Here is a 17,499-nt window from a genome sequence, read left to right as displayed (position 1 = left end):
ATGAGCCCGACGAGCTACCGAGCTGCTCCACCCCGCGTCCGAATTGTGTGTCCGTTGCCGGACCTTGCCCGCAAGTTGCCGAGCAGTAGCAGCTTGCGTCTTCGTCTCACCGCTGCGGTACAAGACCGAGCCATGAGAACAAATGGTTGGTTGCGGGGGCCGGATTTGAACCGACGACCTTCGGGTTATGAGCCCGACGAGCTACCGAGCTGCTCCACCCCGCGTCCGAATTGTGTGTCCGTTGCCGGACCTTGCCCGCAAGTTGCCGAGCAGTAGCAGCTTGCGTCTTCGTCTCACCGCTGCGGTACAAGACCGAGCCATGAGAACAAATGGTTGGTTGCGGGGGCCGGATTTGAACCGACGACCTTCGGGTTATGAGCCCGACGAGCTACCGAGCTGCTCCACCCCGCGTCCGAATTGTGTGTCCGTTGCCAGACCTTGCCCGCAAGTTGCCGAGCAGTAGCAGCTTGCGTCTTCGTCTCACCGCTGCGGTACAAGACCGAGCCATGAGGACAAATAGTTGGTTGCGGGGGCCAGATTTGAACTGACGACCTTCGGGTTATGAGCCCGACGAGCTACCGAGCTGCTCCACCCCGCGTCCGAATTGTGTGTCCGTTGCCGGACCTTGCCCGCAAGTTGCCGAGCAGTGGCAGCTTGCGTCTTCGTCTCACCGCTGCGGTACAGACCGAGCCATGAGGACAAATAGTTGGTTGCGGGGGCCAGATTTGAACTGACGACCTTCGGGTTATGAGCCCGACGAGCTACCGAGCTGCTCCACCCCGCGTCCGTATTTTTTTTCCGAAGTGGCCGAGCAGTAGCCAGTTCGAATCGTCTTCATCAGCTATCACCCTCTGGGTGTTGTCGATGTCGACACTCAGATGGTTGCGGGGGCCGGATTTGAACCGACGACCTTCGGGTTATGAGCCCGACGAGCTACCGAGCTGCTCCACCCCGCGTCTGAGGGGGCCAATAATAGGCTCCAACGCTGAGATTGCAAGTAATTATCCTAAAAAAAGTTTATTCGGGGATTAAACCATCACATCCTGTGTTCTTTTGCAACAAACCGTAGTTTTTTCAGTCAACTAGGTGCTTTCCTTGCCGCTCACTGCCCTCGCCTGCCAAGGTGGCGCTGCCGGATCCGGCGTGCCATTCCCCTCTCTATATGTATGAAAAAGCCCGCGTCTATACAGGCGCGGGCTTGCTCCCAGACTTGCCACTGTGCGACTCAGGCCAGCTGGTGCAGCACGCTGGTCGCCGCTATCTGGGCGATGATGAGACCGCACAGGGTCACGGAGAGCACCACGGGGGCCGTCTCCTGCTGCCGGTAGATGGGGCTGAACCAGAGCAGCAGGGCGGCGATGAGCAAGCCCGCCTGGGTCAGCACCCCGGGGATCAGGGCATCCAGCCCGGCGCCATTGTCCTGCCCGCTCACCAGCACCGCCAGCCAGATCAGGCTCAGCATGGCGGCCAGCAGCCCCGCCAGCGGCAGCAGCAGGTTGAATGCCTGCAGGCGGTGGCGGGCACGCAGCAGCATCAGGTGGGCGAAGGCCGAGCCCAGCAGCACCATCTGCAGCACACCGTTCAGCCAGCCCTGGATCTGCAGCAGGCCCAGGCCATAGAGGGCGAGCGGCATGGCCGGCAGCCACAGCAGAGTGGCGGGGATGGCGCGCTTGCCCTCGAGGCGCGACTGGGCCAGGGAGAGCCCTATCCCCAGGATCAGGGCGGCGCCCCCGCACCAGGGAAGCCAGCCGGTCACCCCGGCTTCGATCCCCAGCATCAGGGAGAGGCCGGTGATCACCCAGATGGAGAAGAGCTGGTTGGTGATCCGCGAGCGCTGGCCCGGGCAGAGATCCCCGCGCCACAAGACGATCCCGAGCGCGATCAGGGCCCCCAGGGCCATCAGGCCGGTCAGGGAAAAGAGCCAAAAAGGAAGTTGGACGAACATAGGGTCTCCGGCAGCAAACAGAGGACAGGGCCAAGGGGCCCCGGCAACAAAAAACAAGGGGCGAGTATACCCAAACCCGCCCCCATCCCCAACGCCTGCGAGACTAGCTCTGCCCGCGAGCCAGGGCGACCACCCGCGAGAACATCTGCTTGAGCATGGGAGGAATGTGTTCGCTGCCAAGGCGCTCCGCCTCCTCCACCACGGCCAGGGCCAGGCCGGGCTTGCTGCGGTGATGGATGGCCTTGGCAATGATGCGTCCGGCGTTGAGGGTGGAGCGCCCCCCGACCCCGGCCTCCCGCCTGAACACCGCCTCGAATCCGTTCTGGTAGAGGTAGTGCTCTATGTCCGCCGAGGGCAGCTGGGTGATCCTGTCCCGCTCCCTCTCCCCCTTGAGCAAGGAGCGGGCGGAGCTCGCGTACTTGGCGCCCGCCTCGTCGCCGTCGGTGAGCAGGTGCCACTCTATGCCGAAGTCCCGGGCCACCTTGATGAGGGGGGCCTGACCGCACTGGGCAAATTCTATGATGCGCACCCCTTCCGCCCGCAGGCTGTAACCGCAGATCTGGGCGAGCTCGGAGAGCAGCCAGATCTCTGTCTCCCCCTCCACCAGCAACCAGCAGCGGGCAAACATCGACATGGGCCTGTTGATCCGCACGTGGAAGGCAATTTTGCGCAAGTCGTCGCTGCTGTAACGCTCCCCCCCCAACTGGTGGCAGAGGATGTCATGCTGGCGGCGCACCAGGCGGCGCACCTGATTGAGCGGCAGGGAAGAGAGCAGATCCCCCGAGTTGGTGGTGAGCAGCTTCTGGCCGGGCAACTGCTCGAGCAGGCCCCAGGCCAGCGCCAGCATGGTGGGGTGCAGACGGCTCTCGGGATCTTCCAGCATCAGTATGGGCCTGGCCCCCTCCTCCAGCTCGCGGTTGCCGCGGGCATGGAGCAGCATGGCGGCCATGCCTGCCATGGCCAGTTGCAGGGCCCGGTTGTCCGCATTGCGCAGCAGCACCTGCAAGTTGCCGGGGTTGCGCAGGGTCATGGGGCGATTGACGATTTCCCGCTGGCTGCGGGGCTTGTGCTTGATGGGGGCCAGGGCGCTGAAGTAGTGCTCCATCAACTGCTGCACCGCCTGCAGCGCCTCTTTCAGCTCGGGTTCGCCGATGCGCTGGGGCTCGTCGGTCAGCTTGCCGGCGAGCTCCCCGAGCCGCTGCTCGGAGAGATCGTCCCAGGGCAGCCGCTCTATGCCGTCCCGGGCGGTACGGGCATCCCGCAGCCGGAACACGGGGTTCATGGTGATGAGCAGGCGCACCAGCTCTTCGTTGTTGTCGATGGTCAGGCTCTTGCCGATGCCGTCGAGAAAGTCATGGGTGCTCTGCACGCTGCCATCGTCCAGCAGCTCGGCACTGGCACGGTAGTGAATACGGTGGAACTTGTCCCTGTGGGGGATCCAGGCCGCGCCGAGGCGCGCCAATCGGCGGGAGTGCTGGCACATCTGGGGACGGTACTCGCTGAAGGTGAGCACCAGTTGCAGGGTGCGCGACGGGCTCAGCTCGGGATCTTCGGGCTGATGGAAATCATCGCGACTGAATTGATAGGGTTCGGCATCCCCCAGCAGGCACCAGAGGGCGCGCAGCAGGCTGGACTTGCCCCAGGCATTCTCACCGATGAGCACCGTGGTGTGATCCAGCCCGAGCGAGAGCCGATTTATCCCGCGAAAACCTTTGACTTCAATGCGTTCCAGAAACATGCGGCCATATCCAGTCCATCCTGATGGCGCAATAGTGGCAAAGTTGCCGGAAAAATCCTATCGGGTCTTGGGGTTTTCAGCGGGAACTGTGAGGCACTACGGGTTCGGGAGGGGTGGGCAGGCAGGCGCGATCCTGAGGGGCATTCCAGTGGCTGAACCAGAGGTGGCGGGTGCGGGTCTGACGTTTGCGATGATTCAATGGGCATTCCTTTTTATGGGTAAGTGGTAGAGGGTACACCTCTTTTACCCAGAGTCTCAGCGTTATCTGTGACAGGAGAATGACAATTGGGCCCGCCACTGCCCCGGGCTCAGGCCGAAGGCCTCCCGAAAGCGATTGCCAAAATGGGCCTGGGAGGAGAAGCCGCACTGGGCGGCGATGCTGGCCAGGGGATCGCTTCCCGCCAGCAACTGCTTGGCCCGCTGGAGCCGCAGCCCCTGCAGGTAGCGGTGGGGCGGGCAACCCAGGCTCTGGCCGAACATGCGGGCGAAGTGATATTCGCTCAGGCCCGCCTCCCGGGCGAGCTCGCTCAAGGTGACGGGCTCGGCCAGGTGGACCAGCAGATACTCCTGTACCCGCCGGATCACCGCGGGAGCCAGGCCGCCCCGCACCTCGGGGAGCCCAGGCGCCTCCCGGGTATGGTGGCGATAGGCATGGAGCATCAACATCCAGGCGCCGTGGGAGAGCGCCATGCGATCGACCCCGTGCTGCCAGTCCAGCTTCATCAGCTGTGCCTGCACCAGGGCCGCAGCCTGGGGATCCTCGATGAAGGTCTTGTCCTGCAACACCAGGTGGCGCCCCTCCTTGTCGCACACCTGTTCGGCGATGCGGCAGAGGTGCTCAGGGGTAAAGTAGAGGTGGAAGAAGCGAAACTCCTCGCGCACCAGCCATTCGGATCTGTGGTGATCCGGCATGATGCACACCTTGCCGGTGCCGCCGTGGCCGCCGGGACCGTCGAGGCGCTCGGTCTGCTCGCCCCCCTGCAGATAGACGCTGATGGTGTGGTGACCCGGCTTGTGGTAGCGGGTCTGATCGTAGCGGTTGCGCCAACTGGCCACCCCGAGCCCGGGCTCCAGCCAGCAGGAGTCCTCCAGCCGCGCCCCCGTGCTGACCAGGGCATCGAACACCCCCGCCTGTCGTCTCTGCTGCACCTGTCTGCCTCATCCTTGTTCCCGTGCCATCATCTTATCGCGGCTGCTCGCCAAGCGCTGCTGCCGGCCACAAAAAACCGCAAGATGGTGCAAGCCAGGGCGGGCCATCAGGCCCATGCTGATCCCCATGTCACTCCCCTTTTCATCGGATCCGCTTATGAATCTCCTGCTGTATGTTTCCACCGTCCTCATCTGGGGCAGCACCTGGATCGCCATCGCCTGGCAGCTCGGCCCCATTCCCATCGAGGTCTCTGTGCTCTATCGCTTCGCCCTGGCGGCGCTGGCGCTCTTTGCCCTGCTCACGTTAAGCGGCAAGTTCCCGCGCCTGCCCTGGGCGGGCCAGCGTTATGCGGCCCTGCTCGGTGCCCTGCTCTTCTCCACCAACTTTCTCTGCTTCTACCACGCCACCCTCTATATACCGAGCGGCCTGTCGGCGGTGATCTTCGCCAGCGCCAGCATCTTCAACGGCCTCAACCTCTGGCTGTTCGAGGGCAAGCGCCCGGGCCTGCGCTGGTTGCAGGGGTCGCTGCTGGGGCTCATGGGCACACTGCTGCTGTTCTGGCCCGTGCTGGCGGATGCGCAACTGGGTGCAAACGGCTGGAAGGGGCTGCTATTCGCCTGCGGCGGCACCCTCTGCTTCTCCCTCGGGAACCTTGTCTCTGCCCGTGGCCAGCGTCAGGGCTATCAGGTGTTGCAGATGGTGCCCTGGGGCATGGTGTACGGGGTGGCGCTGCTGCTGGGCTGGGTCATGGTGCTCGGTCAGTCCCTGACCCTGCCGACCGAGCCCCGCTACCTCGCGGCCATGGTCTACCTGGCCATCTTCGGCTCCGTCATCGCCTTCACCGCCTACCTCACCCTGGTGGGGCGCATCGGCGCCAGCAAGGCCGCCTATGCCACCGTGCTGTTTCCTCTGGTGGCGCTGAGCCTCTCCACCCTCTATGAGGGCTTCGTCTGGCAGACGGTCTCCATCGTCGGTGTGGTGGTGAGCCTGGTCGGCAACCTGGTGATCTTCGCCCCGCCCGTCAGGGCGTGGCGCTGGCCGTTATCGAGGGCTACAAACGGTACTTGCCCCTGATGCCGGCAGCCCCTAAGGTAAGCCCTCCCAACAGCGGTTGAACGGAGGAAGCATGTTACTGGAAGGGCTGGAGACACTCTGCCTGCTGGCGAGCGAGGGCACCATGGCCAAGGTCGCGAGCCGCCTCTATATCAGCCAGTCGGCGGTGAGCAAGCGCATCACCCAGCTGGAGCAGCGCCTTGGCAAGCGGCTCATCGAGCCGGATGGCCGCCAGACTCGCCTCACCCCCCAGGCCCGGGAGCTGCTCGCCCGGGTGGCCCCGAGCCTGGCCGAGATGAAGGGGGTGCTGGCAGACAGCCAGACCCTCACCGACCAGACCCCCCTGCCCGTCGCCTGCTCAGAGACCCTGCTGGCGGGCTACCTCGCCCGCTTCATGCACGACTACCTTGGCCGGGATCCCCACCTGGCCCTCTCCACTCACCACACCCCGGTGATCCTGACGCGGGTGCGCGGTGGCGATGCTCTGCTCGGCATCTGCGCCGGCCGCCTGCCCCCCGGCCACGGCCTGTGCGCCGAGCTGCTGCTGGAGGAGCCCTTCTATCTGGTGGGGGACGATCAGGAGGAGCCGCCGCAGCCGGATCACAGAGGCGCCTCGCCAGACGGGGCGAGTGGCAGGCCGTTGACGCCAAGAGATCCGGGTGAGGAAACCCGGGTGCAGGAGACGCTGTGCAAGATCCTGACCATGGATCTGGAGAACCCCTCCAATCGCTATCTGCGGGATCCCCTGGCCGCGCTCGGGCTGGTGCCGGCCATGGAGCTCGACTCCTACCTGGCGCTGATCGAGCTGGCCAAGGCGGGCATAGGCCCAGTGCTGCTGCCGGCCGGTCTGCTGGCCCTGGTGGGGGATCAGGGGAAACGGGCGCGCGCCCTGCCGGGGCTGGCGCGTCCGCTGCACCTGGTCTATCGGCCGAGCAGCCTCAAGCGGCTGCGGATCCAGCGACTGGTCGAGGAGATCCGGGCCCACTTCGCCCGGGTGAGCCAAGGCCAGCGCTGACTCAGACCAGCCAGCTGAACAGCTCGGGGTACTGGCTCCACACCAGCTTGGCGGACATCAGCAGGGAGACGGTCACCAGCAGCGGCTTGATGAGCTTGACCCCCTTGATCAACACCAGCTTGGAGCCGAAGCGGGCCCCGATGAACTGACCCAGCGCCATGCACAGGCCCACGCTCCACACCACCTTGCCGCCGAGGGCGAAGAACAGCAGGGAGGCGATGTTGGAGGTGAAGTTGAGCAGCTTGGTGTGGGCTGTGGCCCTGGCCATGCCAAAGCCCGCCAGGGCCACGAAGCCGATGGCAAAGAAGGAGCCTGTGCCTGGGCCGAAGAAGCCGTCATAGAAACCGACCCCGCCCCCCACCAGCAGGGCGAACAGCATGGGGGTGAGGCGGCGCTGGCTCTCCGCATCGCTCACCCTGGGGGAGAAGTAGAAGTAGCAGGCGAACGCCATCAGCAGGAAGGGCAGCAGGCGCTCCAGGATGGCGGCGTCTATGGTCTGCACCGCCAGGCTGCCGATGGCTGCCCCGATGAAAGTGCAGATGACCGCCGGCCAGATGATAGCCCACTCCAGCAGCCCCTTGCGGGCGTAGAACCAGGTGGCGGAGAAGGAGCCAAAACTGCTCTGCAACTTGTTGGTGCCGAGCACCAGGGCGGGCGGCATGCCGGTGGCAAGCAGGGCCGGCACCGTCAGCAGGCCGCCGCCTCCGGCGATGGCGTCGATAAAGCCGGCGATGAGGGCGACCCCGAACAGGGCAACCAGGGTGAGCAGTTCCAGTTCCATCCATAAACCTCGTGTGATGCGGCCACCCGCGGCAATCCCGGGTGTCCTGTTTGAGCACAATGCAGGTCGCTATCCTAACGGGGGCGGGCTCATGAGGCTAACGAAACGATGGCAGCCAATTGATTCCTGATTTTCATCAATGATGCCACTGCCTTGCCATCGGCTGCCAAAGCGAACGGCGCAGTGGCAGGCGATCGATCCAATTCCTGATTTTCATCAATGATGCCACTGCCTTGCCATCGGCTGCCAAAGCGAACGGCGCAGTGGCAGGCGATCTATCCAATTCCTGATTTTCATCAATAGGTCGCCACCTTGGCATCGGCTGCGAAAGCTAACGAAACAGTGGCAAGCGGTGAATCCGATCCCACCCATTCCCGATCACTGGTGCGGCACTTGGGGCGATCAGCTTGTCCTATGATGCCTGTCCCCTGCCCTCGCCGTGCAGCCTAACCGGTTAAACCAGCGTTGCCACGCTGGCCTCGTCCCGATCAGCGGCAGACTCGGCAACCTCCCCCTTGATCGCCTCCAGGGCCTGTAACAGCGAGGTCTCGTCCTCGCCAGGGGCCCGGCTGACCCGACCCGCCATATAGCGGCTGCTAAATAAATTGAACCAGTGCTGCAGCGCCTGCCCTGCCTGCAGCTCCCCGGCCACCTCCAGCACACAGGCCGCCACCTCGGCGGTGCACAGGTGCTCATCGCAGTGGGCGACCCGCATGCCATAGGTGGAGAGCGCATCCGGCCGCACCGACAGCACGGGGAAGCCATCCAGATAGGGGCTCATGTTGAACATCTTGCGCGCCTCGGGCCAGGTGCCGTCCAGCAGGATGAAGAGCGGCTTCTTGCCGGGGGCCAGGGCCACCTGCTCGGTCACCCGGGCCGGGTTCTTCTCGCAGGCGGGGAACACCACATAGGGCTGCCAGGCGGGATCCGCCAGCAGGGCCAGCAGCTCGGGATGGGGCTGGGTGCGCTTCCAGAGAAAGGCCCAGGTGGTCTGGGGCAAGACGTCGGCGATGAGACGGCCGGTGTTGGACGGCTTCATGGGCTCGCTGTCATACATCAGCAGGCAGAAACCCGCCTCGGCCTTGAGCTCGGGGCGCCACTCGCAGGCACACCAGGCATGACGCAGCTGGCAGGCCTCGCAGCGGGGCACGCTGCCGCCACGGGCGAGAAAGGGACGGGTTGAGATGCTCTTGCGCCAGATGCGCAGGCGATTGACGGCATGATCGGGGATGGGCTTCATGGGGCGCGGCTCGGCGACAGGGTCTGCGGGAAAAAGGGGGCAGATTGTAGCGGGCGGGTCTGCCGGGAGCAAGGTGTGCGGCATCTCCCCAGCCAGACGCACAGGCCCGACGCGCCGCTCTATACTTGGTCCTCATCCCATCATCCCACGCACGGGAAGGCCGATGGGACAAGGAGGACAAGATGGCAGAACCAGACATGGCCAGAGAGCACGCCCTGGCCGAAGGATCCACCTTTACCTGGCACGAGCTCTATGTGCCGGACGGCGAGGCCGGGATCCGCTTCTACGCCGAGGTGCTCGGCTGGGAGAGTCAGCTCATGGAGATGGAGGGGGGCAACTACCCCATGCTGGTGGTCAACGGCCGACCGGTGGCCGGGGTGCAGTCCACCCGGGACAACCCCCAGATGGCTGGTGTGCCGCCCCACTGGGCGACCTACATAGCGGTCGATGACGTGGACGCCAGGCTCGCCAGGGTGACCCAACATGGCGGCAGCCTGGTGGTGCCCGCCATGGACATCCCCACCGTCGGGCGCATGGCGCTCATCGCCGATCCGCAAGGGGCGCACATCTGGCTGTTCACTCCCTTTCCCGGGGATTGCCAGCAACCCTGAGGGCCATATACAACACCGCAGAAACGACAGAGGGGCCCTTGGGCCCCTCGCTTGTTGACACGCCTTGTCGGCCCCCTCAGACGGGGCGCAGGTTCTGCTCGAGGAAGGCCGCGAAGCTGTGACCGTGATGCTCCAGCAATTTCGGGAACATGGAGATGGAGGTCATGCCCGGGAAGGTGTTGATCTCGTTCAGCAGTATCTCGCCATCCTCGGTCAGGAAGAAGTCGATGCGCGACAGATGGGTCAACTTCAGCTGGCGGAAGGCCTTGAGGGAGTAGGCATGGATGGCGTCAGACTGGGCCTGGGTCAAGCCTTCGGCCTTGAGCGCCGTCTCGGTGTGGCTGGCACTGCTGTACTTCTCCTCATAGGTGTAGAACTTGTCCTGGGGCACACAGATCTCCCCGGGATAGGTGGCCACCAGCTCGTCACCGTACTGGTAGACAGCCACTTCCAGCTCGCGGGGCTTGACCGCCTTCTCGATCAGCACCTGCTCGGAGTAACCGAAGGCATCCTTGATCCCCTGCACCAGCTCCGCCTCGTTGCTGGCGGAGTAGCAGCCCACGGATGACCCTTGCGAGGCCGCCTTGATAAACACCTTGCCCCACTTGGTCAGCGCGGCTCTCGCCTCGGCGAGCGCCTCGTCGCCCTGCTCGGTCAAAAACAGATAGGGGGTGTTGGGAATGCCGATGGCGGAGAGCCACAGCTTGGTGCTGATCTTGTTGAAGCAGATCTTGCTCGCCTCGGCATCGCACCCCAGATAGGGCAGGCCCGCCAGCTCGAGGAAGGATTGCAGATCGCCGGTCTCACCCGGATAGCCGTGGATGCAGGGCACCACGTAGTCCACCGGACGGGCCACGCTGTCAAAGGAGAGCAGCTTGTCCAGACCCAGCTTGCACTCGCGGCCGTCGGCACTGAGCCAGCGGTCGGCAAACATCTCGACCCGGGTCACTTCGACCCCAGGCAAAAGACCGAGCTGTTGTTCGAGGAAATTGGCACTGCGCAGAGAGACTTCGTGCTCGGCGCCACCGCCGCCGCACAGCAGCAAGACATGCATGTTCTTCATTAGATTAGAGTTTTGGTGATTTGGGGGTGTCTCTAAAATGCTACGCTGGTGCCTTCTTGGTGTCAAGAATACTAGCCTAGGCTATCAGGGCACCATATGCACCATAAGCGCCTGCAAGTGTCCCGCAACGGCCTCGCCTTGGGTCATCCCTAGAGTGGTCAGCAGCGTAGCCAACAGGGCGTATAGAGGCTTGGACTTAACGAGGGCAATAAGTACCTCCTTGGTTTTAGACATCTGGCTACCTCCTTTATTTATAGGGTTTTGGGAAATGTTATTACATAACACTTAAAAGAGCCGCCTCTTGCGAAGCGGCAACGTTAAGGGCTATCAATCAGGACTCTGCGGTATAGACCTGCACCAACGGCAGGGTTACCTCAACGTCAGTACCATCTTCGGTCTTTGCCTTGGTGAAACCGGCAACCAGCAGGTCAGCCACACCCATGATTTCCAAAGTAGTGGACTGAGTAGTCGCCTGACGGCTCACGATGATATCGAAGATGGTGCCATCGGCTTGTTCACGGAATGAGACCGCACAGTATCGGCGTGGGGCTACAACCATCTGAATGTCTTCACCATCGGAAGGGGTACCGTTGAAGGAATAGACGTCACAGCCAAGGTAAGCGGATACGTCAGCAGCACCAGCACGGCGGGCAGCTCGTTGCAGGTCTCGCATGGTCTGAGCGTTAAACCCAATGGTGAAGTCCGATAGCTCGTTACCGAACTGCTTACCAATAATCTGTGCATGGTCAATAGCGTCTTCAATGGCTTCCTGACGTTCAGCGAACGATTGACCAGCCTTGAGGGCTACCTTCTGCTTAGACAGGTATTTGGCGTTGTTCTTGTGCTCGACCAGAGTCTTGATAATGCCCTCGGTCACCACTGTGTCCAACTGCTCCGCGATAGACGCGATTTCTGACCGCATGGTATTTGCTGTGATTACCCCGTCAACCTCACTGTCGAAACGCTCCAGACAAAGGGAAATCATCAGGGAGTCTTCCACAGGTTTAGACCGAACGGTTTCACCTTGGCGGACTGTCAGCTTAGCCGGAATAGTGTTGTTATAAGGGTCTTTCATGTTAACGGTCAGGGTACGATTTGCCATGGTCGGCACCACAATCGGGGTAGGTTCATCGCCTGCACGGTGGACACGAAAGTGGGATTCTTCGGAGATTGCTGCGGCCCATTCCCCAGAGTTCAACATGGTGTTCAGATTATCGCCTAGACATTTCAAGTAGACGCTGGAGGCCCCTGTATTGGTCAGCTCAATAGCAGACTCGTTGTCGGTCTCAATACGGTTACGGTATGGCACCTCGGCGTTGATGTCAGTCACGGTTACGCGAAGGGCGTTCTCGTTGACCATGGAATCAAGGGAAAGCTCGGAAGGGTTATAAGCGGCACGAATAGTCATAATTGTTGGTCTCCTTTGTGGTTACTGTTGGTGGTAGTGGGCGGGTTGTGTGGCGTAGCTAGCGCTACTGCTTGGGGGTGTGCTTTGGGCTGATACTTCGGGGTCTTGTAAGGCAGGACATTGCGTCCCACCTTCGAGTTGCTTACAGCTCGGCTGCGGTAGTTGATAGCCATTAATCGAACATGATGGTCGGTGCGAAATCGACATCACCACCACGGGGCCGGGTGTTACGACCACGGCGCATCTCTTGCGAGTGCTTTAGACGGGCTTGATGCAGTGCCTCAGCGTCTCGGGCACGTTGGGCCACCTGTTCGGGGCTGTTGTACCATTCGCGGTACTCGGCCTCTTTGCGGGCCTTCTCGGCTGCTTGTCGTTCGTCTTCCCGTCCGACCAAGAAGTTCTGCACCTTGGGCATACGGGCGAACTGACCGAGAGGGATACCTTCAGCTTCCATCCAGTTGACTAAGGTCCCAGCGGACCAGTAAAGGGCATCAACAAGCAGAGGTGCTTGGACCCGCTGAAAGTATTCGAGGGTGAACGCTTGGCCGCACAAGGTCACGGCTTGGGTCTTCTCGTTGAAGGTAATCATACGGTGGCCTCCTTCTGTTCACGCTGGTAGGTATTGGTCAGGTGGACACAGGTCTCGTAACGTTCCCAGTTGGCTTCAGCGTCTTCTGCTTTGAGCTGGTGCTTTGCCATGACGAATGCCATTTCCTGACGGCCTCGCTCTTGAGCTGTAAAGCGAATACCTCGGGTTCCGTTCATAATGGATTCGAGCTTATCGAAGACGCTCAGGGAAATAGGGTCACCCTTGGCCTCTAAAATATCTTGTTGCTTACGGATGAGACGGACGGTTTCAATAAAGCGCGGCTTGGTGCGGGCAGACATTGGGTTATTAACGTTGGTGGCGGTCATATTAGGTTCTCCTTTTGTGCGTGTGATTGGTTAAATGGTGATTGGTCATTGCCGAGACTGCAAATTTGCAGACTGGGACTGGTGAAATACGTAGATATGACCCTGCCTCTGAACTTAATCAGCGGACTTACGGGTCAATCGGGATGTGTTTTAAATTTTGGGGATAGGTGGGATTAGTGACCTTCTGCAAATTTGCAGATGCTCGGAAGAGGTCACGGAAAAATTTCCGGCACCTCCAAGATATTCAGATTCAGCGCCCAGAAAATTCTGGTGGCCGCTAAACTCTTCAATGTTCACCAGCTGGAGAAGACATTAAGCGCATCACGTTTACGCTCAGCCTCACGGCGGTCTTCAAGCACAGATTTATCGATTACTTCGAGGGCTTTATCGTCATAATTGCGGTATAGCGGGAGACCATCGAGCTTAGCCTGAACGGCAAACAACTTGTGGAACTCGAAGATATTGCTGAGGGCCGCTTGAATGCCTCCCATCTGAACCGTGACCATCTTCATCAATCGGGTGATACGCTCACGCTTGGGCTTGGTCAGGGTATTGACGCAGACTTTACCACATACGTGGGTCACAGTGGATTTGAATAGTACCTCGAATGTCGCATCATCAGCCTTCTCAGCGATGGTCTCTTGGGACTCCCCAGCGTTGACCGCATCGACTACCTCTAGGGCAGCCTTGAAGCCATCCCAGACCATCATCCCAAGCTGCATGTCATAAGACATCGCAAGGGCTACGGCTTGGCGCTCGTTGAGTAGATATGAGTCATATGTCTGGGCGCGACCTTTGCCGCTGAATGTCTCAACTTTTTGGCTCCTCACATTGAGGGGCCAATCTGGAATCTGAGCCTCAAGGGTGCGCACAAGGTTATCGTGTCTCTTGCCCAGCATCATCGCTAATTCATGGGTCGGCATATGACCCTGATTGAATCGGATAGTAGACAGGATGTCTGACAGATTGATATTCATATGATGTATTTCTCCTTATTGTGGATGCCCTCTTGTCAAGCTGCCTCCCGTCCAGCCCTCAGCACCGCACATCACGGCAACCGAACAGGCAAGACAAGAAGACACCGACAATAAGCGGCTGAGTGTGGTAGTTCGTAGGTCAATGGCAGTAGACCGGAAAGGGCAGGACAGGCTGTCGGACAGGAAAGTTTTCTCTCTGTCTCCCTAAGGTGAGGGTTTATTAAATCGGTTGACACAGGCGGGTTTATCGGAGTGGAAATCAGGAAGTAGAGACCTGATATTGAGACCCTTTGCTCATATCGAGAGTTGAAACATTAAGTCTTTACCAAGGTGTTATTCCTTGTCTTGATGGATATTAATTATAATATTAATCCATCTAAAACCTCAGCCAATCTATCTGGTCAAACCCTCAATTTTGTCTTTAAGCTCAAACCAGATGCTTTTAACTCAATGTATTTAACAAGGTCTGGCCTGTAGCCAATCAACCTTATTATCGCTATCGTGGTCTCCCACTTACGCCAATATTACATAGCGTCATATTCAACTCCTCTGTGATGGGTGCCTGAGGCCCAAAGAGTACGTTAATGGAATCAATCCGATAGACAGGTAGTCCCTCCCCAAGCAGCCTCCCGGCCTACTCTTTCAGGTGTCTATGGCTAGCTGAAGTCGCTAGCGTTACGTGGTCACCAGTGGCAGGCGAACTTAGGGTGATTATCCCCAAGGGCTGCTCTGTGTGTGGATGGATGGATGGTGGTCATGATACTTAGAGAGAGAGGCGCTTTGTGTACCTCTCCCTATAGTGAGGGTTAATTCACTTATTACTGTCTTTAGCCATTAATCGACTCAATTGCCACGCTCTGCGGTCATATCCATCATTATCGCATTGTATTGGTCAAGAGCCTTCTGCATTCTACGGTAACGCTCCTGACGCTCCTCTTTAGTTTCCCCTTCACGCCATCGCGAGGCTTCAACGATGGTTCCTACTGCCTCTCTCGGCAGACTCTCCACCTGATCCAAACCCAGAGACTCAACTTCTTGTGGGCTCAAGGGAACTGCACCCGAGGGGAGTACAGAGGCCGTTGCCATCATATTAACGCTTAGGGCTAGAGTCAGTATTATTCTATTCTTCATCGCGTCGTGACACACCTATCGGAACTCCTACTTACAGACCCCTATAAGGCTACGTTTTGTTGCCGTGTATGACTGAGCCTGGAGATTACCCCAAGCATCCGTATACATGTAACTCCCCGGCGTTGCTTCTTGGTTTCCGGTCATGATGGTGTAGCCTTTGGGGCATTGCTCGGCGATTTCCTGATAGCAATCAGCCATCGAATTTACCCCTCCATTACACTCCGCTATTACCATGCGCTCCCCGTTAGGTCCTGACACAATACGGCTTGAGGTACAACCCGTAGTGAACACTGAAGCAGCTACCAAACCAATCATTAAAACAGACTTACGAACCAATTTAGTGGTGACATTCGAGGAGCTATCTCGGGAATGGTGATTCGAGAAAGTCACGCCTTTTGTGCTCATGGGCATTATCATCCTTATTTAAAGACACAGAGAGTCATTTGGTCGCGCACCTTAGTGCAACAATGCTGAATACCAACTGTACGAATCGGGTATGAAGAATATTGTACATAAAGCACATTTATAAATACAGATAGGGACACACAGGCAGCAAACAGTATTGAACAGCAATTGGCCTCAATATACGACCCGTGTGATGGACCTAATCATGACACCAACGGGCCATCGCTGGGTCACCACCCCTTGCAGCTTCGCGGTTCTACTTAGGAATACAGCTCTTTGGTTGTGCTTGGTATATCTAAATGAGAACTCTTCGCGCTGCTGCGTGAAATCTTGAAAGCTGGCAAGGTATAGACCCTACCAATTTCACATAGAAACGCGCTAAGTGCATGAGCTTGAAGGGTATATGGGGGTATTCCCGCTGCTGTATACAATTACATGGGGTCTCATAAATTTCTGATAATTTTCTAATCGAGAACATCACACCATAAAGGCTGGCTTTCCGGTCATCACCTCGGTCAGCTTATCGTGTAACGTCAGCCAGTCCTTGCGGGCTAGCTCAAAGGCTGCCGTACTGTATCGCTTCTGCAATGACCTATCGTCTGACCCTCCGTGGCCCATGAGCGTATCGAATGATTTGGAGTCGATGCCCATTGCGGTGATGTTGCTTGCGAAGGTATGCCGAAGACCATGGACAGTTAAACCTGTACCGTCTGCCAAGGTGTACCCCTCTAGGATGTCTTGGGTCAGACCTGCGATTGAACGTCCATGAATCACGCTTGAATCGCCGTTTGGCAGCGTCTTGATGAACTCTAGGAACACCCCTAAGGGGAAACCAAGCAGGCCATCTACAAGCGGGATAAAGCGGTCTGCTGCTTCAGTCTTCGTTCCCCTAATATGCAATGCTACCTTACCTGACTCAGGGTCAATCTGAATGTCATCCTTGCGCAGCTCTTCAAGCTCTGACTTTCTGGCCCCAGTCGCAAGGGCTAACCTCAAATGCCAGAGGGCTCCTCTTTGAAGCGCCTGACGGCTCCCCGTGGATTTGGCGGATAACTCCCCGTCCAGCCCCTCAGATAACGCCTTGTCAGCTCTCTGACAGGCTTCTTGTGACCAATGGCGGGCAACCTTTGCGGCTGTATCCTTCATAGGCTTAAAGTCAGCTAGGGTCTGTCTGGTGCGTTGCCAATCCCAGTCATGGTCAGCAGCGTATGCAATAGCGCAATCATTGATAGCTTGTCGGAGGTAACGGAACACATTATTGATGGCCCCTGACCGCATACCGCTATCAATCATGACAAGGCGAGCCTCTTCGAGGTCACTTCTAGTTAGACACTCAACGGCCAATGTGCCCAGACCCAGAGATTCAACCTTGCGGAGGTTCGCTCGGTGTGTGGACTCGGTGCTACTCTTCCAGTCCCCAGCAGGGCCAGACTTCAAGGTGATGAAGCGGCTGTACGCCTCGGAGACCGTTATGGAGGTATTGTCACTGGCAATAGGCGTCGGCTTAACACTGGTAACAGGGGCCACCTCTTCAGGTCTAATGCTGGTAGCAGCAGCCTCTGTCAGCTCTTCTTGTACAGGCTCTAACGCTTCACCGTAAGGTTTTAACGTCTCGGACATGACATAGCGCCAATCCCTTACAGTCTTCGGCTCGGGGCCTCTCATGGCCTTCTGTTCAAGCTCAATCATGACAGCCAATGCCCGTTCCTCTCCCCAGCCTCGCTGAAGCATCAGACGCTGAAGGTATGACATTGCGTCCCACTTAGAAGGGGCTATCAGATGGGAGTATGAATTGAACACTGGCTTTACCTTCTCGTTTACGAACTTGCGGACTTCCTCGGGGTCTTCCCCAGCGGGTAAGGCCAGTGTACCAGACCAAGAATTTAGCCGTCCAGATGTCCGCAGCCGGACGAATGAACGCCCAGTTGAACTACGAGTTGTAACGTCAATGCAGACCCTTGAAGGGCGTATCGAAGGTTGCACATCTGCTTGATTCGGCTGCATATTTCGGCCTCTTCATTAGATGTGATCCCTTGGGAGAAGCGGCTTCGTCATGGCCGGGGAAAA

At 59.0% G+C, this 17,499-nt stretch carries 16 protein-coding genes and 5 tRNA genes; 3 read left to right on the top strand and 18 right to left on the bottom strand.

Annotated elements, in window-relative coordinates; all coding sequences use genetic code 11:
• Positions 1–147: 147 nt before the first annotated feature.
• The 9 genes from AC1IN8_RS15590 to AC1IN8_RS15550 form a co-directional block, all read right to left on the bottom strand.
• Positions 148–224: transfer RNA gene (locus tag AC1IN8_RS15590), tRNA-Met, on the bottom strand.
• A gap of 110 nt (positions 225–334) precedes the next feature.
• Positions 335–411 (bottom strand) — tRNA-Met (locus tag AC1IN8_RS15585).
• Between the two features lie 110 nt (positions 412–521).
• A tRNA-Met gene (locus tag AC1IN8_RS15580) sits at positions 522–598 on the bottom strand.
• Between the two features lie 109 nt (positions 599–707).
• Positions 708–784, bottom strand: a tRNA-Met gene (locus AC1IN8_RS15575).
• A 95-nt stretch (positions 785–879) separates the two neighbouring features.
• A tRNA-Met gene (locus AC1IN8_RS15570) sits at positions 880–956 on the bottom strand.
• A gap of 269 nt (positions 957–1,225) precedes the next feature.
• Positions 1,226–1,945: a hypothetical protein gene (locus AC1IN8_RS15565; RefSeq protein ID WP_247626030.1), complete on the bottom strand. Its 720-nt coding sequence runs from the start codon at positions 1,943–1,945 to the stop codon at positions 1,226–1,228.
• 103 nt (positions 1,946–2,048) lie between these two features.
• A complete protein-coding gene (locus AC1IN8_RS15560; protein WP_139434331.1) occupies positions 2,049–3,683 on the bottom strand; it encodes an ATP-dependent endonuclease in 1,635 nt (544 codons plus the stop codon).
• Between the two features lie 76 nt (positions 3,684–3,759).
• Positions 3,760–3,882, bottom strand: a complete 123-nt coding sequence (locus AC1IN8_RS15555) for a hypothetical protein (protein WP_262110571.1) — start codon at positions 3,880–3,882, stop codon at positions 3,760–3,762.
• A 62-nt stretch (positions 3,883–3,944) separates the two neighbouring features.
• On the bottom strand, positions 3,945–4,832 hold the full coding sequence (locus tag AC1IN8_RS15550) for a helix-turn-helix domain-containing protein (protein WP_479759510.1): 888 nt from the start codon (positions 4,830–4,832) through the stop codon (positions 3,945–3,947).
• A 157-nt stretch (positions 4,833–4,989) separates the two neighbouring features.
• On the opposite strand from AC1IN8_RS15550, the gene AC1IN8_RS15545 reads away from it, so the two are divergent.
• Together AC1IN8_RS15545 and AC1IN8_RS15540 are read left to right on the top strand one after the other, a co-directional pair.
• Positions 4,990–5,907, top strand: a complete 918-nt coding sequence (locus tag AC1IN8_RS15545; protein ID WP_162519118.1) for a DMT family transporter — start codon at positions 4,990–4,992, stop codon at positions 5,905–5,907.
• Between the two features lie 52 nt (positions 5,908–5,959).
• Positions 5,960–6,901, top strand: coding sequence for a LysR family transcriptional regulator (locus AC1IN8_RS15540; protein ID WP_479759508.1), 942 nt, complete (start codon positions 5,960–5,962; stop codon positions 6,899–6,901).
• Position 6,902: 1 nt separating this feature from the next.
• Here AC1IN8_RS15540 and AC1IN8_RS15535 read toward each other — a convergent pair whose 3' ends face one another.
• Together AC1IN8_RS15535 and AC1IN8_RS15530 are read right to left on the bottom strand one after the other, a co-directional pair.
• Complete coding sequence (locus AC1IN8_RS15535; RefSeq protein ID WP_202045833.1) at positions 6,903–7,682, bottom strand: TSUP family transporter; 780 nt, start codon at positions 7,680–7,682, stop codon at positions 6,903–6,905.
• Positions 7,683–8,136: 454 nt separating this feature from the next.
• Positions 8,137–8,922, bottom strand: a complete 786-nt coding sequence (locus AC1IN8_RS15530; RefSeq protein ID WP_479759506.1) for a tRNA-uridine aminocarboxypropyltransferase — start codon at positions 8,920–8,922, stop codon at positions 8,137–8,139.
• Between the two features lie 182 nt (positions 8,923–9,104).
• Here AC1IN8_RS15530 and AC1IN8_RS15525 point away from each other — a divergent pair, with 182 nt between their 5' ends.
• Positions 9,105–9,533 carry a VOC family protein gene (locus AC1IN8_RS15525; protein WP_139434326.1) on the top strand — a complete coding sequence of 143 codons (429 nt, stop codon included), beginning with the start codon at positions 9,105–9,107 and terminating at the stop codon, positions 9,531–9,533.
• A 76-nt stretch (positions 9,534–9,609) separates the two neighbouring features.
• Here AC1IN8_RS15525 and AC1IN8_RS15520 read toward each other — a convergent pair whose 3' ends face one another.
• The 7 genes from AC1IN8_RS15520 to AC1IN8_RS15490 all read right to left on the bottom strand — a co-directional run bounded on the left by AC1IN8_RS15520 (position 9,610) and on the right by AC1IN8_RS15490 (position 17,130).
• On the bottom strand, positions 9,610–10,596 hold the full coding sequence (locus AC1IN8_RS15520) for a D-alanine--D-alanine ligase (protein ID WP_429159713.1): 987 nt from the start codon (positions 10,594–10,596) through the stop codon (positions 9,610–9,612).
• A gap of 84 nt (positions 10,597–10,680) precedes the next feature.
• Entirely contained in the window at positions 10,681–10,830 is a 150-nt protein-coding gene (locus tag AC1IN8_RS15515) for a hypothetical protein (protein WP_252377120.1), read from the bottom strand.
• A gap of 97 nt (positions 10,831–10,927) precedes the next feature.
• Positions 10,928–12,004 carry a hypothetical protein gene (locus AC1IN8_RS15510; protein WP_479759504.1) on the bottom strand — a complete coding sequence of 359 codons (1,077 nt, stop codon included), beginning with the start codon at positions 12,002–12,004 and terminating at the stop codon, positions 10,928–10,930.
• A gap of 172 nt (positions 12,005–12,176) precedes the next feature.
• Positions 12,177–12,593, bottom strand: coding sequence for a hypothetical protein (locus AC1IN8_RS15505; RefSeq protein ID WP_479759503.1), 417 nt, complete (start codon positions 12,591–12,593; stop codon positions 12,177–12,179).
• A complete protein-coding gene (locus tag AC1IN8_RS15500; protein WP_479759501.1) occupies positions 12,590–12,919 on the bottom strand; it encodes a hypothetical protein in 330 nt (109 codons plus the stop codon). Before AC1IN8_RS15500 ends, AC1IN8_RS15505 begins: the two co-directional genes overlap by 4 nt.
• Positions 12,920–13,212: 293 nt before the next feature.
• The gene (locus AC1IN8_RS15495; RefSeq protein ID WP_479759499.1) at positions 13,213–13,896 is read right to left on the bottom strand and encodes a Rha family transcriptional regulator; all 684 of its coding nucleotides are present in this window, start codon (positions 13,894–13,896) and stop codon (positions 13,213–13,215) included.
• A gap of 2,013 nt (positions 13,897–15,909) precedes the next feature.
• Positions 15,910–17,130 carry a hypothetical protein gene (locus tag AC1IN8_RS15490; RefSeq protein ID WP_479759497.1) on the bottom strand — a complete coding sequence of 407 codons (1,221 nt, stop codon included), beginning with the start codon at positions 17,128–17,130 and terminating at the stop codon, positions 15,910–15,912.
• Between the last annotated feature and the right edge of the window lie 369 nt (positions 17,131–17,499).

Source organism: Aeromonas sp. 130281 (genome assembly GCF_056642115.1).
The sequence above is the reverse complement of the archived record's forward strand: the minus strand, read 5'-3'. Positions and strand labels throughout refer to the sequence as shown.

What these genes read in the sequence shown, in the direction of transcription:
- AC1IN8_RS15540 (WP_479759508.1), top strand. Translation starts at nt 5,960, where the DNA reads ATGTTACTGGAAGGGCTGGAGACACTCTGCCTGCTGGCGAGCGAGGGC.
- AC1IN8_RS15515 (WP_252377120.1), bottom strand. Translation starts at nt 10,830, where the DNA reads ATGTCTAAAACCAAGGAGGTACTTATTGCCCTCGTTAAGTCCAAGCCT.
- AC1IN8_RS15500 (WP_479759501.1), bottom strand. Translation starts at nt 12,919, where the DNA reads ATGACCGCCACCAACGTTAATAACCCAATGTCTGCCCGCACCAAGCCG.
- AC1IN8_RS15560 (WP_139434331.1), bottom strand. Translation starts at nt 3,683, where the DNA reads ATGTTTCTGGAACGCATTGAAGTCAAAGGTTTTCGCGGGATAAATCGG.
- AC1IN8_RS15505 (WP_479759503.1), bottom strand. Translation starts at nt 12,593, where the DNA reads ATGATTACCTTCAACGAGAAGACCCAAGCCGTGACCTTGTGCGGCCAA.
- AC1IN8_RS15510 (WP_479759504.1), bottom strand. Translation starts at nt 12,004, where the DNA reads ATGACTATTCGTGCCGCTTATAACCCTTCCGAGCTTTCCCTTGATTCC.
- AC1IN8_RS15535 (WP_202045833.1), bottom strand. Translation starts at nt 7,682, where the DNA reads ATGGAACTGGAACTGCTCACCCTGGTTGCCCTGTTCGGGGTCGCCCTC.
- AC1IN8_RS15545 (WP_162519118.1), top strand. Translation starts at nt 4,990, where the DNA reads ATGAATCTCCTGCTGTATGTTTCCACCGTCCTCATCTGGGGCAGCACC.
- AC1IN8_RS15520 (WP_429159713.1), bottom strand. Translation starts at nt 10,596, where the DNA reads ATGAAGAACATGCATGTCTTGCTGCTGTGCGGCGGCGGTGGCGCCGAG.
- AC1IN8_RS15495 (WP_479759499.1), bottom strand. Translation starts at nt 13,896, where the DNA reads ATGAATATCAATCTGTCAGACATCCTGTCTACTATCCGATTCAATCAG.
- AC1IN8_RS15525 (WP_139434326.1), top strand. Translation starts at nt 9,105, where the DNA reads ATGGCAGAACCAGACATGGCCAGAGAGCACGCCCTGGCCGAAGGATCC.
- AC1IN8_RS15530 (WP_479759506.1), bottom strand. Translation starts at nt 8,922, where the DNA reads ATGAAGCCCATCCCCGATCATGCCGTCAATCGCCTGCGCATCTGGCGC.
- AC1IN8_RS15565 (WP_247626030.1), bottom strand. Translation starts at nt 1,945, where the DNA reads ATGTTCGTCCAACTTCCTTTTTGGCTCTTTTCCCTGACCGGCCTGATG.